This window comes from Bacillus sp. 2CMS4F, from assembly GCF_023161785.1.
Taxonomy (GTDB): domain Bacteria; phylum Bacillota; class Bacilli; order Bacillales; family Bacillaceae; genus Bacillus; species Bacillus halotolerans.
Window position 1 is genome coordinate 1 of sequence record NZ_JALNTO010000024.1, and the last position, 15,364, is coordinate 15,364.

The 15,364-nt window shown below is 46.4% G+C and carries 11 protein-coding genes; 8 read left to right on the forward strand and 3 right to left on the reverse strand.

What is annotated here, in order from left to right; genetic code table 11:
- Positions 1 to 207 precede the first annotated feature (207 nt).
- On the reverse strand, positions 208 to 1,785 hold the full coding sequence (locus tag MTN95_RS21040) for an FMN-binding glutamate synthase family protein (protein WP_248339906.1): 1,578 nt from the start codon (positions 1,783 to 1,785) through the stop codon (positions 208 to 210).
- A gap of 238 nt (positions 1,786 to 2,023) precedes the next feature.
- On the opposite strand from MTN95_RS21040, the gene pcrB reads away from it, so the two are divergent.
- The 5 genes from pcrB (at position 2,024) to MTN95_RS21065 (ending at position 9,409) form a co-directional block, all read left to right on the forward strand.
- Entirely contained in the window at positions 2,024 to 2,710 is a 687-nt protein-coding gene (gene pcrB / locus MTN95_RS21045) for a heptaprenylglyceryl phosphate synthase (protein WP_202853386.1), read from the forward strand.
- 59 nt (positions 2,711 to 2,769) lie between these two features.
- Positions 2,770 to 4,989: a DNA helicase PcrA gene (gene pcrA / locus MTN95_RS21050; protein WP_105954746.1), complete on the forward strand. Its 2,220-nt coding sequence runs from the start codon at positions 2,770 to 2,772 to the stop codon at positions 4,987 to 4,989.
- Between the two features lie 23 nt (positions 4,990 to 5,012).
- The gene (ligA, locus tag MTN95_RS21055) at positions 5,013 to 7,019 is read left to right on the forward strand and encodes an NAD-dependent DNA ligase LigA (RefSeq protein ID WP_248339907.1); all 2,007 of its coding nucleotides are present in this window, start codon (positions 5,013 to 5,015) and stop codon (positions 7,017 to 7,019) included.
- A 15-nt stretch (positions 7,020 to 7,034) separates the two neighbouring features.
- Positions 7,035 to 8,225 carry a CamS family sex pheromone protein gene (locus MTN95_RS21060; protein WP_024120459.1) on the forward strand — a complete coding sequence of 397 codons (1,191 nt, stop codon included), beginning with the start codon at positions 7,035 to 7,037 and terminating at the stop codon, positions 8,223 to 8,225.
- A gap of 176 nt (positions 8,226 to 8,401) precedes the next feature.
- Positions 8,402 to 9,409, forward strand: coding sequence for a phosphotransferase enzyme family protein (locus tag MTN95_RS21065; RefSeq protein WP_248339918.1), 1,008 nt, complete (start codon positions 8,402 to 8,404; stop codon positions 9,407 to 9,409).
- A 39-nt stretch (positions 9,410 to 9,448) separates the two neighbouring features.
- Here MTN95_RS21065 and MTN95_RS21070 read toward each other — a convergent pair whose 3' ends face one another.
- Both MTN95_RS21070 and opuE read right to left on the reverse strand, forming a co-directional pair.
- Positions 9,449 to 10,147: an MgtC/SapB family protein gene (locus MTN95_RS21070; protein ID WP_081638247.1), complete on the reverse strand. Its 699-nt coding sequence runs from the start codon at positions 10,145 to 10,147 to the stop codon at positions 9,449 to 9,451.
- A 105-nt stretch (positions 10,148 to 10,252) separates the two neighbouring features.
- Positions 10,253 to 11,731, reverse strand: coding sequence for a proline transporter OpuE (gene opuE / locus MTN95_RS21075; RefSeq protein ID WP_105954750.1), 1,479 nt, complete (start codon positions 11,729 to 11,731; stop codon positions 10,253 to 10,255).
- Positions 11,732 to 12,143: 412 nt separating this feature from the next.
- Here opuE and gatC point away from each other — a divergent pair, with 412 nt between their 5' ends.
- From gatC to gatB, 3 genes are read left to right on the forward strand one after another with little or no spacing between them, the layout of a single operon-like run.
- Positions 12,144 to 12,434 (forward strand): Asp-tRNA(Asn)/Glu-tRNA(Gln) amidotransferase subunit GatC, encoded by a 291-nt coding sequence (gene gatC, locus MTN95_RS21080; protein WP_024120463.1) that lies wholly within the window; start codon positions 12,144 to 12,146, stop codon positions 12,432 to 12,434.
- A gap of 15 nt (positions 12,435 to 12,449) precedes the next feature.
- A complete protein-coding gene (gatA, locus tag MTN95_RS21085; RefSeq protein WP_105991285.1) occupies positions 12,450 to 13,907 on the forward strand; it encodes an Asp-tRNA(Asn)/Glu-tRNA(Gln) amidotransferase subunit GatA in 1,458 nt (485 codons plus the stop codon).
- 13 nt (positions 13,908 to 13,920) lie between these two features.
- Positions 13,921 to 15,351 carry an Asp-tRNA(Asn)/Glu-tRNA(Gln) amidotransferase subunit GatB gene (gatB, locus tag MTN95_RS21090; protein WP_010333268.1) on the forward strand — a complete coding sequence of 477 codons (1,431 nt, stop codon included), beginning with the start codon at positions 13,921 to 13,923 and terminating at the stop codon, positions 15,349 to 15,351.
- The last annotated feature ends 13 nt before the right edge of the window (positions 15,352 to 15,364 follow it).

Sequence of the window (15,364 nt, forward strand, 5' to 3'; positions counted from 1 at the left end):
CTGCATGATCTCTTTCATAGGCACGCCTGCCAATCTCATTTCTACAGCCTTCTGTTTGACTTCAATCGGATAACTCACTCTTGTTCCCATACAAAAAACACCTCCAAGTCTTATTTAAGGATAACTACTATCCGTTTTCAAACTTGAAGGTGTTTTTTATTTGTCTCATCTTATGGGGTCAGTCCCGTCTGGCAAGGGGCGGTTTTTTTATGAAACAATTTTCTCAATCAGATTGTCGATGTCAACTGTGCTGCCATCCTCTTTTCGGTAGACAACATGCTCCTTGGAAAAGTGAACCGGCGAATCGATCCCGGCTGCGGCGGCCAGATTAAACAGCCCCTCACGCAGCGAAATGACGTAGTTGCAGACGCGGTGCTGTTTTTCCTCAACGCTCAGCGCTTTTTGCAGCTTCGGATCTGTTGTTGCAACGCCTGCCGGGCATGTGTTGGTGTGGCATACGAGGGCGCGGATGCATCCGACTGAAAACATCATGCCGCGTGCAATGTTGACAAAGTCAGCGCCCAGAGCTAAAGCGACCGCGATTTTGTCAGGGGTCAGCAGCTTTCCGGAAGCAAAAAGTTTCATACGGTCACGCAAGCCGTATTGTCTGAGCAGCGTATCAACGATAGGGAGCGCCGTCATAATCGGGAGGCCGACTGTGTCGGCAAGCTCATAGAAGGAAGCGCCGGTACCGCCTTCACTACCGTCTACCGTAATAAAATCAGGATGTTTTCCGCTTTTCTGCATATAAGAAAAAAGCTCATGCAAGTCATCAGGCTGGCCTGCAACAATTTTAATGCCGACCGGCTTTTGACCGACGTCTCGCAGCTTTTCAATAAAATCCAGCATTTCAGGCGCGCTTGAAAATTCATGAAAGCGGTTTGGGCTGTCGATTGATTTTCCGGGTTCGACATTCCGGATGTCTGCCACCTCTTCTGATACTTTAGCGCCATCCACATGTCCGCCGCGGGTTTTGGCTCCTTGTGCGAGCTTCAGCTCAAACGCTTTAATTTGATCTAGCCGGCTTTTCTTTTTAAATTCCTCCCACGAAAATTCCCCTTTTCTATTGCGTACGCCAAATAGACCGGGGCCGATTTGGCAGATGATATCAGCACCTCCCTTTAAGTGATACTCAGACAATCCGCCTTCACCGGTATTCATCCAAGTGCCGCCCGCCTGGTGCAGCCCTTTTGACAGCGCCGTAATGGCGCGCTCTCCAAGTGAACCGTAGCTCATGGCGGATTGACCGACTAATCCCTTCACATAAAAAGGCTTTTCGCATGTACTCCCACCGATGACTTGAACATCATCCGGATGGAGAAAATACGGATCAGCCTTGGTACGTTCGGCATGTTCGCTGCGTCTGAACAGATTGTCCGAATCGATTTTATAGATGTGGGTTTCGATTTTCGGAGACTGGCCCACACGCAATTCTTCTTTTTGCTTTGGGAAAAGGGCGTTTCGGATATAATAGCCCGGTTGATCAAAATCTCTTACCGATCCGAATCCCATCATTCTGCTTTTGTATTTTCCTGATATGACTGTTTGCTCATATTCTTTTCGTGAAAAAGGCTGTTCCTCATTGTCATTGCTGAATAAATACTGCCGCAGCTCCGGTCCGATTTTTTCAAAAATATAGCGAAACCTTCCGATGACAGGATAATTGCGGAGGATTGAATGCTCCTGCTGTTTTTCGTCCTTTATGTAGATCCAGACAAACAATGCGATGGGGATAACGATGATCCCGATGATAAATGCAATAAGTGCAATAATGATATATTCCATCTGTTAGCCTCCCTTTTTATGTAACCATTTCCACTGTTGGAGCGTTTCCAAACAATAGAAAATATTACTGTGTTTTTTCTATAAAAAGAGAGCGGAACAGCCGCTTTTTTTCTGCGGAAATAGAATCAAAACACCTTTTTCAGTGAATAACGAGAATGACGGCTTTTTCCGTTTTTCCGCGCTATGTGAATTTGTTATAATGTTTAAATGGTAAGAAACGAATGGAGGAACGGATGACGTGTACGATGTAACGGAGTGGAAGCATGTCTTTAAACTCGATCCAAATAAAGATTTGCCTGATGAACAGCTTGAGATTCTTTGTGAGTCAGGGACTGATGCGGTCATTATCGGAGGAAGCGACGGTGTGACGGAGGATAATGTCCTGCGGATGCTGTCTCAGGTGAGACGGTTTTTGGTGCCGTGTGTCCTTGAGGTGTCAGCGATTGAAGCGATTGTCCCTGGCTTTGACTTATATTTTATTCCGAGTGTATTAAACAGCAAAAATCCGGATTGGATTGTCGGGATGCATCAGAAAGCCATGAAGGAATATGGAGAACTGATGTCGATGGAAGAAATCGTGGCGGAAGGCTACTGTATCGTAAATCCTGATTGCAAAGCCGCGGCTTTAACGGAGGCGGACACCAATCTGAATCATGACGATATCATCGCCTATGCGCGCGTGTCTGAGCTGCTGCAGCTGCCGATTTTTTATCTGGAATACAGCGGCGCTCTTGGGGACATAGAAGCCGTGAAGAAAACGAAGGCTGTATTGGAAACGTCCACCCTGTTTTACGGAGGCGGCATTAAAGATGCGGAGACGGCGAAACAGTATGCCGAGCACGCGGATGTCATTGTGGTGGGCAACGCTGTGTATGAGGATTTTGATGAAGCGCTGAAGACAGTAGCAGCTGTCAAAGGCGAGTAGCGAAATGTACGGATTTGGTTTATGATAGAACATATGTTTGTATAGGCGGGTGACGAATTTTGAATTACATTAGCAATCAACTATTAAGCGGATTAAACCCCGTTCAGCAGGAAGCTGTCAAAACAACGGACGGGCCTTTGCTGCTGATGGCGGGAGCGGGAAGCGGAAAGACGCGTGTCCTGACGCACAGAATCGCTTACTTAATGGCGGAAAAGCATGTGGCGCCGTGGAACATTCTGGCGATCACATTTACAAATAAAGCGGCCAGAGAAATGAAAGAACGTGTGGAGAGCATTCTCGGGCCCGGAGCGGATGATATCTGGATTTCCACGTTCCACAGCATGTGTGTGCGGATTTTGCGCCGAGATATCGACCGCATCGGGATCAACCGCAATTTCTCAATCCTTGATACGGCTGACCAGCTTTCAGTCATCAAGGGAATTTTGAAGGAACGTAACCTCGATCCGAAAAAATTTGATCCGAGGAGCATCCTCGGCACGATCAGCAGTGCGAAAAATGAATTAACCGAACCTGAGGAATTTTCTAAGGTTGCCGGCGGCTACTATGATCAGGTCGTCAGCGATGTATACACTGATTATCAGAAAAAACTGCTGAAAAACCAGTCGCTTGATTTCGACGACTTAATTATGACGACCATTAAACTATTTGACCGTATTCCGGAAGTGCTTGAGTTTTATCAGCGCAAATTCCAATACATCCACGTCGATGAGTATCAGGATACGAACAGAGCGCAATACATGCTCGTGAAGCAGCTGGCGGAGCGTTTCCAGAACCTTTGTGTTGTCGGTGACTCCGACCAGTCCATCTACAGATGGCGCGGGGCGGACATTGCCAACATTCTTTCTTTTGAAAAGGATTATCCGAATGCCAGCGTCATTTTGCTTGAACAAAACTACCGTTCAACAAAACGGATCTTGCGCGCGGCCAACGAAGTGATCCAAAACAACACAAACCGAAAGCCGAAAAATCTATGGACGGAAAACGATGAAGGAATTAAAATTTCCTATTACCGCGGAGACAATGAATTCGGTGAAGGACAATTTGTTGCCGGGAAAATTTATGAGCTTCATAACACCGGCAAACGGAAGCTGTCGGATATCGCCATCTTGTACCGGACAAACGCCCAGTCCCGTGTGATTGAGGAAACGCTTCTCAAAGCGGGCCTGAACTATAACATTGTCGGCGGCACAAAGTTCTATGACAGAAAAGAAATCAAAGATATCCTCGCGTACCTGCGTCTCGTATCCAATCCGGATGATGACATCAGCTTCACGCGTATTGTCAATGTGCCGAAGCGCGGGGTCGGCGCCACATCGCTTGAAAAAATCGCTTCATATGCAGCGATGAACGGCTTGTCACTATTCCAAGCGATTCAGCAGGTTGATTTCATTGGCGTCAGCGCCAAGGCAGCAAACGCGCTCGACAGCTTCAGACAGATGATTGAGAACCTGACAAACATGCAGGACTATTTATCAATTACCGAGCTGACCGAAGAAATTCTCGATAAAACCGAATACAGAGAGATGCTGAAGGCTGAAAAATCAATTGAAGCCCAAAGCCGTTTAGAAAACATCGACGAGTTCCTGTCTGTAACGAAAAACTTTGAACAGAAAAGCGAAGACAAAACACTCGTTGCGTTCCTGACAGATTTGGCACTGATCGCTGATATCGACCAGCTCGACCAGAAAGAGGAAGAATCCGGCGGCACGGATGCGATCACACTGATGACGCTGCACGCCGCAAAAGGACTGGAATTCCCGGTTGTTTTCCTTATGGGACTTGAGGAAGGCGTCTTCCCGCACAGCCGTTCACTGATGGAAGAAGCAGAGATGGAAGAAGAACGCCGTCTCGCTTACGTGGGCATTACAAGAGCGGAGCAGGAGCTTTATCTGACCAACGCAAAAATGCGCACGTTGTTTGGCAGAACAAACATGAACCCGGAATCACGCTTTATCGGTGAAATTCCAGATGATTTATTGGAAAACCTAAATGAGAAAAAAGAAACGAGAGCGCCGTCTGCGAGAAAAATGCAGCCGAGACGCGGCCCTGTTTCCCGTCCGGTGTCCTACGCAAGCAAAACAGGCGGCGATACCCTAAACTGGGCTGTCGGAGATAAAGCCGGGCATAAAAAATGGGGCACAGGCACCGTTGTCAGCGTGAAAGGCGAAGGAGAAGGGACCGAACTCGATATTGCCTTCCCGAGCCCGATCGGTGTGAAACGCCTGTTAGCGGCATTCGCGCCAATAGAAAAGCAGTAATTGAAGAGGAAAGGAAGAAGCAGATGGACAAAGAAACAGCGAAGCAGCGGGCAGAAGAACTGCGCCGCACCATCAACAAGTATAGCTATAAATATTACACCTTAGATGAACCGAGCGTCCCGGATGCCGAATACGACAGATTGATGCAGGAGCTGATTGCGATTGAGGAGGAGCATCCAGACCTCAGAACGCCTGATTCTCCTACACAGCGTGTCGGCGGCGCTGTGCTTGATGCGTTTCAAAAAGTCACTCACGGCACGCCGATGCTCAGCCTGGGCAACGCGTTTAATGCTGACGATCTCCGCGACTTTGACCGCCGTGTGCGACAGGCCGTGGGTGATGATGTGGCGTATAATGTGGAGCTGAAGATAGACGGTCTTGCTGTTTCTCTCCGTTATGAAGACGGCTATTTTGTCAGAGGCGCGACAAGAGGCGATGGGACAACGGGAGAGGATATTACGGAAAATCTGAAGACGATCCGCACTATTCCGCTCAAAATGAAACGCAGCCTTTCGATTGAAGTGCGCGGCGAGGCGTATATGCCGAAGCGTTCGTTTGAAGCGCTCAATGAAGAACGGGTCAAAAACGAGGAAGAACCGTTCGCAAATCCGCGCAATGCCGCTGCGGGATCACTCAGACAGCTCGACCCTAAAATTGCGGCGAAACGAAATCTCGATATCTTCGTCTACAGTATAGCGGAGCTTGACGAAATGGGTGTGGAGACACAAAGCCAAGGACTTGATTTTCTCGACGACATCGGCTTTAAAACGAACCAGGAACGGAAAAAATGCGGCAGCATTGAAGAAGTCATTGCGATGATCGATGAGCTTCAGGCGAAACGCGCCGATCTCCCGTATGAAATTGACGGCATCGTCATCAAAGTGGATTCCCTTGATCAGCAGGAGGAGCTTGGTTTTACGGCGAAAAGCCCGCGCTGGGCCATCGCATATAAGTTTCCCGCAGAAGAAGTCGTGACAAAGCTTCTCGATATCGAATTAAATGTCGGAAGAACGGGTGTGATTACGCCGACCGCGATTCTTGAGCCAGTAAAAGTAGCCGGTACAACGGTCTCAAGAGCATCCCTTCATAACGAAGATTTAATTAGAGAGAAGGATATCCGGATTTTGGATAAGGTAGTCATCAAAAAAGCGGGCGATATCATTCCTGAAGTCGTGAACGTTCTCGTTGAACAGCGGACAGGGGAAGAAAAGGAATTCAGCATGCCGACAGAATGCCCTGAATGCGGCAGTGAACTCGTCCGGATTGAAGGAGAAGTGGCACTTCGCTGTATCAATCCTGAATGCCCTGCACAAATCAGAGAAGGGCTGATTCATTTTGTCTCCCGCAATGCCATGAACATTGACGGGCTTGGCGAACGAGTCATCACACAGCTGTTTCAGGAGAATCTCGTCAGAAATGTGGCAGATCTGTATAAGCTGACGAAGGAACAGGTGATTCAGCTCGAACGCATGGGCGAAAAATCAACTGAAAACCTGATCAGCTCTATACAGAAATCGAAGGAAAATTCATTAGAGCGCCTGTTATTCGGCCTCGGCATCCGCTTTATCGGCTCGAAGGCTGCAAAGACGCTCGCCATGCACTTTGAAAGCTTGGATAATCTGAAAAAAGCCACCATAGAGGAGCTTCTCGCAATAGATGAAATCGGTGAAAAAATGGCTGACGCAGTCATCACCTATTTCCATAAAGAAGAAATGCTCGAGCTTTTGGCAGAGCTTGAGGAGCTGGGCGTAAACACACTTTATAAAGGTCCGAAAAAAGTAAAAGCAGAGGACAGCGATTCCTATTTTGCAGGCAAAACCATCGTTCTGACAGGAAAGCTGGAAGAGCTGTCAAGAAACGAAGCGAAAGCGCAAATTGAAGCGCTCGGCGGAAAGATGACTGGAAGCGTCAGCAAAAACACAGACTTGGTCATCGCTGGAGAAGCGGCGGGAAGCAAGCTGACAAAAGCGCAAGAGCTGAATATTGAAGTGTGGAATGAAGAACAGTTAATGGGAGAGCTAAAGAAATAAGAGGAGTGTTTTCTATTGAAAAAGACGTTGGTAATGGCGGCAACGGCGGCAGTGTTAATGCTGTCTGCCTGTTCGTCAGGTTTTGGGGGGAAGAAGGAGGAAGAGATTACGCAAAAAACGGCGAAATCGTCAGAAAAAGCGATTATCCCGAAATACAATATCTCTGACTCCTATTACAAAATGGTGCTTCCGTTTAAGGCGGGGAAAGCACGCGGCCTGACAACGGAACAGCTGAATACAAGACTTGATATTGATGAGTTTGAAACGGGACTGATGCGCCTTGCCCAGGACTCTTTCTCGACAGACGATTATCTGTTCCAAGAAGGACAATACTTAGATGAAGATACAGTATTAAGCTGGCTGGCTCGGAAAAAAACAGGCTCTGATCTGAAAAAAGCCCAAAAAGAAGATAAAAACTTTAAAAACGAGGGCCTGAACCCAGCACTCCCTAGCTCTGGTTCGACTGAAGAGAAAAACGAAAGCAGTCCGGTTTATTTAGCTTCTATGCTGGAACATGATTACTTAGTCAGAAAAGACAAGAATTCCATCCAGCTTGGCGGCGTTATGATCGGCTTGGCGTTAAATTCAGTGTATTACTACCGTGAAAAAACAGGCGACCCTCAAAAAGAAGTGGAGATTGACAACAGCACACTCCGTAAACAGGGAGAAAAAATCGCGCAGGAGGTCATTAACCGCCTTCGCAAAAAAGACAACCTGAAAAATGTGCCGATTACGATTGCGCTTTACAAACAGGCGTCCAAAACATCAATCGTTCCCGGCAATTTTATCGCCAAAACAGAAGTCAAAGCAGGCTCCTCTGATATCTCAAACTGGGATGATGTAAATGAAAAATACGTCTTCTATCCGGCCGATACGAGCACTGCAGAGAAATATCCTGATGATACTGAAGTCTTTAAACGGTTCAAAAACTCAATTGACAACTACTTCCCGAACTACACAGGTGTTGTCGGAACGGCCCTGTATGAAAACGATGAAATGAAGAAAATGAAAATTGAAATTCCGATGCAATTCTACGGAAAGAGTGAAGTCGTCGCGTTTACCCAGTTCTTAACGGGTGAAGTCATGGACTACTACTCAAAGAGCTCACTAGATCTCGAAGTGGATATTACATCCTCAGACGGACAGGAAGCAGTTATTCTCCGCGATGCTGGCGATAAAGAGCCGACTGTTCACATTTATGACTGATAAACATGCAAAACCCTTGTGCCAATTAAGGCTCGAGGGTTTTTTTGTGTTACAATTAACAGTATAAGGAAACCGCAACCGTTTCCGCTTCTGCCGAAACAAAAACCAAATGGGGGTATGTTGATGCTGGAAATCGTGTAAAAACAATAGAAGAAATCAAAGGTATAGAAAGGGAGATAAACGTGCATAAAGAAATCAAAAAAGTATTTCGTGAGGAGAAGGTTTTGGCAGAGGCTGCGGAGAGATACGGTTTTTCAAGAAATCAGGTGCGTTTTCTGGCTGATGCCGAAAACTATGTATATGAGTTTATAAAAGACAATGAACCTTATATTTTAAAGATTACCCATACAATTCGCAGATCGGCTGATTATATGATGGGTGAAATGGAATGGCTCCGTCATCTGGATGAGGGCGGGCTTTCAGTCGCAAAACCGATTTCGTCGCTAAACGGCACAGAGGTTGAAGAAGTCCCTGACGGAAGCGGCGGAGCATTTTTATTGCGAGCCTATGAGAAGGCGCCGGGGCACAAAGTGAACGAATCCGACTGGAATGAAACCCTATTTTTTGAGCTTGGCAGTTACACAGGGAAAATGCACAGCTTGACAAAAAGCTACAAGCTCAACAATCCTGCTTTTAAAAGACAGGAGTGGGATGAAGAAGAGCAGCTGATGCTTAGAAAATACGTGCCGGAAGACCAGACTCAGGTGTTTCAGCAGGCGGATGAGCTAATGAATGAACTGCGCCAATTACCAAAAAGCAGGGACAGCTATGGCTTGGTTCATGCAGACCTCCACCATGGCAATTTTAACTGGGACCAAGGGAAAATCACAACATTTGATTTTGATGACATCGGCTACAATTGGTTTGTCAATGATATCAGCATTCTCCTCTATAATGTGCTGTGGTACCCGGTCGTTCCATATGAAAATAAAGCCGTATTTACAGAGGAATTTATGACGCACTTTATGAACGGATACAGAGAAGAAAATGATCTTGATGCTTCGTGGCTGAAAAGAATACCTGATTTTCTCCGTCTGCGTCACATGCTGATATACGGACTGCTGCATCAAATGTTTGATCTTAACTCAATAGGCGCAGAAGAAAAAGAAATGCTGGCCGGTTTCAGAAGGGATATAGAAAACCGCACGCCGATCACAGAATTTGATTTTTCTAAGCTCGTCTAGAACGAAAAAAGCCAATGGGATATAATGCCCCATTGGCTTTTATAATGTATCGCACTTCACGCCGACTACACCTTCAATGTCTTTTATATCATAGTAGACATCGGTCGTATATCTGTTTTTATGAACACGGACTTTGACTTCCATGATCGGAAATTCTTTTTCATGAAGGTCATCGATTCGGACGGAGTGTGTCTTAATGTTTCTTCTTTTCATTTCTTTTAAGATCTCTGTCATTTTGTCTTTATCAGAAAGTGACATTCTGATGCGGATGTCTTTTTCCTGCAGACGGTCTGGACCGATTTTTCTGACCGCCCACGGAAGAAATTCAACGCTGATCAGGATGAACAGAAGGCTGGCAAAGGCTTCTTTGTAAAATCCCGCTCCGGTAGCAAGCCCGAGCCCTGCCGCACCCCAAATCATAGCCGATGTGGTTAAGCCGGAAATGACGTCGTTGCTTTTCCGCAAAATGACACCTGCGCCGATAAACCCGACGCCGGAGATGATTTGCGCCGGCAGACGCAGCGGGTCCATCATGATGCGGTAGTATTTAGGGAAATGATATGCCGCGTTAATACTGACGATCGTCAGCATGCATGAGCTGACGGCGATAACGATACAGGTTTTTAACCCGAGCGGCTTATTCTTCAGCTCGCGCTCCAGCCCGATGACCATGCCAATCAAAGTGGCAATGCCTAATTTCAATAAAATGTCAGGATCAATATACCAGCTCAACAGCAACTTCCCCCTTATCTATGGTGTTTTTAAATAAATATGATTTTCTCACAGTATTTATCGCAAAACAAGGGCACAAAAGCCACCAAGCAGCGCTTGATGGCTTTTTGATTATTTTTTGCGTTTTAACAGTTTTTCCATGACACCGAATAATCGGTAAGAGGCTTTTGCAGGCCGCTTTGTGATCATGCTGACGATAATGCCGGCAATCATACTGAGGATAAACCCAGGGATGATTTCGTACACGCCGGTTGATTTTGCCAGGCCGGTTGTAATCCAGATCAACACGGTCGCAGCCCCGACAATCATCGCAGCAAGCGCGCCCCATTCGTTCATCCGCTTCCAATACAGGCTGAGCAGAATCGCAGGCCCGAAAGCTGAACCGAAGCCGGCCCACGCGTATCCGACCAAATCAAGAATGGTGCTGCTCGGGTTCAAGGATAAGAGAACCGCAATAACGGCAATCACTAAGACGGACAGACGCCCGACCATTACTAGTTCTTTATCGGAAGCTTTTCGTCTGAAAAACGTCCGGTATAAATCCTCTGTCACAGCACTTGCTGTTACTAAGAGCTGTGAAGAGATGGAACTCATGATCGCAGCCAAAATAGCTGACAATAAGAATCCTGTAATTAAAGGGTGGAACAGGATTTTAGAGAAGATAATGAAAATCATCTCCGGATCTTTTACAGCAACTCCGAATTTATGGGCGTAAGCAACACCGATTAAACCGGTCAGCACGGAACCGAGAACTGAAATAACCATCCAGCTCATGCCGATTCGGCGTGCAGGTTTTAAATCTTTAATGTTTTTAATGGCCATAAACCGGACGATAATATGAGGCTGGCCGTAGTAGCCCAAGCCCCAGGCTAAATAGGAAATAATGCTAATGACGCTCGCGCCTTTAAAGATATCCAATAGATTTGGGTTAACAGCGCTGATTTCATGGAAAGCAGGAGCAACGCCGCCCACATGGGTAAAAGCAACGATCGGCACAAGCACTAGTGCTGCAAACATGATCGCACCCTGTACAAAGTCAGTCAGACTGACAGCAAGGAAACCGCCAAACAGTGTATATAACACGACAACCGCGGTAGTCAGAAACAAGCCCAGTTTGTAATCCGCGCCAAAAGCAGATTCAAACAGCCGTCCGCCAGATACCATACCGGAAGAGGTATACAATGTGAAAAAGATCATGATAACCAAAGCAGATACGATTTTCAGCAGTGATGAAGAATGCTGGAATCGTTTATCAAAGAAATCAGGAATCGTAATCGCGTCATCCGCCGCTTCCGTATAAGCACGCAGCCTTGGAGCCAGCAGCAAGTAGTTTGAGTACGCCCCGATTGTAAGACCTAAAGCAAGCCATAAGGTTGACAGCCCTGTCGCAAACATCGCGCCGGGAACACCCATCAGCATCCATCCGCTCATATCCGCCGCTCCGGCAGACAAAGCAGTAACAAACGGCCCGAGACCTCTTCCTCCAAGCATGTAATCGTTAATATCAGTTGTTTTCTTAAATGCATACCAGCCGATTAACAGCATGGCAATAAAGTAAATTCCTAAAGAAATAATAATTTCAATACTCACGTTTTACCCTCTCTTCAATTCTAATAATTTTGCATCACCTCTCAAATTGATGGTGCCAGTTAAGCGGCCTGGCGCAAGTGCGACATAAAAGACATTCTTTTGCAGGTGCACTTGGTAACTTAACCTAACAAAGTATTCCCACCCATTCAAGCGATGAAACATAGACGGTCAGCGGGAAATACCGGGGCAAACCTAGAAGGGAATAAAGATTAAAACGCTTTCAAAAATAATTAAAGTAAAAATTTTCAGAAAAATATTTCGTTTCTCCTTCGCCTCTTTTTAGTATAAAATATATAGGGTATTGTCTCGAAAACACAGGCCCGCCCCAAGGCGTTTTGTTGCTTTAGAGGGCTTGTTTTTGATATGATCAGTATTATATGACTTAACGGAGAAATATGTGGAGGTGGATCATATGTCACGAATTTCAATAGAAGAAGTAAAGCACGTTGCGCATCTTGCGAGACTTGCGATTACTGAAGAAGAAGCAAAAATGTTCACTGAACAGCTTGACAGCATCATTTCATTTGCCGAGGAGCTGAATGAAGTCAACACAGACCATGTTGAGCCTACAACTCACGTGCTGAAAATGAAAAATGTCATGAGAGAAGATGAAGCGGGTAAAGGTCTTCCGGTTGAGGATGTCATGAAAAATGCGCCTGACCACAAAGACGGCTATATTCGTGTGCCATCAATTCTGGACTAAAGGAGGGACACAAGAATGTCATTATTTGATCACAAAATCACAGAATTAAAACAGCTCATACATAAAAAAGAGATTAAGATTTCTGACCTGGTCGATGAATCTTATAAACGCATTCAAGCGGTAGATGATAAGGTACAAGCCTTTTTGGCATTAGATGAAGAAAAAGCGCGCGCGTATGCGAAGGAGCTCGATGAGGCGGTTGACAGCCGTTCTGAGCATGGTCTTCTCTTCGGTATGCCGATCGGCGTAAAAGATAATATCGTAACAAAAGAGCTGCGCACAACTTGCTCCAGCAAAATTCTCGAAAACTTTGACCCGATTTACGACGCAACTGTCGTTCAGCGCCTTCAAGATGCTGAAGCGGTCACAATCGGAAAACTGAACATGGACGAATTCGCCATGGGGTCATCAACAGAAAACTCAGCTTACAAGCTGACGAAAAACCCTTGGAACTTAGATACGGTTCCCGGCGGTTCAAGCGGCGGTTCAGCGGCTGCGGTTGCCGCGGGAGAAGTTCCGTTTTCTCTTGGCTCTGATACAGGCGGCTCCATCCGCCAGCCGGCCTCTTTCTGCGGCGTTGTCGGATTAAAGCCTACATACGGACGCGTGTCCCGTTACGGATTGGTCGCATTTGCGTCTTCATTAGACCAAATCGGGCCGATTACACGTACGGTTGAGGACAACGCATTCTTGCTGCAAGCCATTTCAGGCGTTGATAAAATGGACTCTACAAGCGCAAATGTAGACGTTCCGGATTTTCTATCTTCATTAACTGGCGATATCAAAGGATTGAAAATCGCGGTTCCGAAAGAATATCTTGGCGAAGGCGTCGGCAAAGAAGCGAGAGAATCTGTTCTTGCAGCGCTCAAAGTTCTAGAAGGCCTTGGCGCTACATGGGAAGAAGTATCTCTTCCGCACAGTAAATACGCGCTTGCGACGTATTACCTGCTGTCATCTTCTGAAGCGTCTGCCAACCTTGCACGTTTTGACGGCATCCGCTACGGATACCGCACGGACAATGCGGAAAACCTGATCGACCTTTACAAGCAAACGCGCGCTGAAGGCTTCGGAAATGAAGTGAAACGCCGTATCATGCTTGGAACATTCGCTTTAAGCTCAGGTTACTATGATGCGTACTACAAAAAGGCGCAAAAAGTGCGTACTTTGATTAAGAAAGACTTCGAAGACGTATTTGAGAAATATGATGTCATTGTTGGACCAACTACACCGACACCTGCGTTTAAAATCGGTGAAAACACGAAAGACCCGCTCACAATGTACGCAAACGATATTTTAACGATTCCGGTCAACCTTGCCGGCGTTCCGGGTATCAGCGTGCCATGCGGATTTGCTGACGGACTTCCGCTCGGCCTGCAAATCATCGGAAAACACTTTGACGAAAGCACTGTATACCGCGTCGCTCATGCATTCGAACAAGCGACAGACCATCATAAAGCAAAACCTGAACTGTAAGGGGTGAAATGAATTGAACTTTGAAACGGTAATCGGACTTGAAGTCCACGTTGAATTAAAAACAAATTCAAAAATTTTCTCAAGCTCTCCGACGCCATTCGGCGCGGAGGCGAATACACAGACAAGCGTCATCGACCTCGGGTATCCGGGTGTCCTGCCTGTACTAAACAAAGAAGCCGTGGAATTCGCAATGAAAGCGGCTATGGCGCTGAACTGTGAAATCGCAACGGATACAAAGTTTGACCGCAAAAACTATTTCTATCCGGACAACCCGAAAGCGTATCAGATTTCTCAATTTGATAAGCCGATCGGCGAAAACGGCTGGATCGAAATTGAAGTCGGCGGAAAAACGAAACGTATCGGCATCACACGTCTTCACCTTGAAGAAGATGCCGGAAAACTGACGCATACAGGCGACGGCTATTCTCTTGTTGACTTCAACCGCCAGGGAACGCCGCTTGTCGAGATTGTATCTGAGCCGGATATCCGCACGCCGGAAGAAGCATATGCGTATCTTGAAAAGCTGAAGTCCATCATCCAATATACAGGCGTGTCTGACTGTAAAATGGAAGAAGGTTCACTTCGCTGTGACGCCAATATCTCTCTTCGTCCGATCGGCCAAGAGGAATTCGGCACAAAAACGGAATTGAAAAACTTGAACTCCTTTGCGTTTGTTCAAAAAGGCCTTGAGCATGAAGAAAAACGCCAGGAGCAGGTTCTTCTGTCCGGCGGTGTGATCCAGCAGGAAACTCGCCGTTACGATGAAGCAACGAAGAAAACCATTCTTATGCGTGTCAAAGAGGGTTCTGACGATTATCGTTATTTCCCTGAGCCTGACCTTGTCGAGCTTTACATTGACGATGAATGGAAGCAGCGCGTAAAAGCAAGCATTCCTGAGCTTCCGGATGAACGCCGCAAGCGTTATATCGATGAGCTTGGCTTGCCTGCATATGATGCGATGGTTCTGACACTGACAAAAGAAATGGCAGACTTCTTCGAAGAAACAGTTCAAAAAGGCGCTGAAGCAAAACAAGCATCAAACTGGCTCATGGGTGAAGTGTCAGCTTATCTGAACGCTGAGCAAAAAGAGCTTTCTGATGTTGCGCTGACACCGGAAGGCCTTGCCGGCATGATTCAATTGATTGAAAAAGGAACAATTTCTTCTAAAATCGCGAAGAAAGTGTTCAAGGAATTAATTGAAAAAGGCGGCGACGCTGAGAAGATTGTAAAAGAAAAAGGCCTTGTGCAGATTTCTGATGAAGGCGTGCTTCTGAAGCTTGTCACAGAGGCGCTTGACAACAATCCTCAGTCGATTGAAGACTTTAAAAACGGGAAAGACCGCGCGATCGGCTTCCTTGTCGGACAAATTATGAAAGCGTCCAAAGGACAAGCCAACCCGCCGATGGTTAACAAAATCCTGCTTGAAGAAATCAAAAAACGCTAATGAAAAAGCAGCT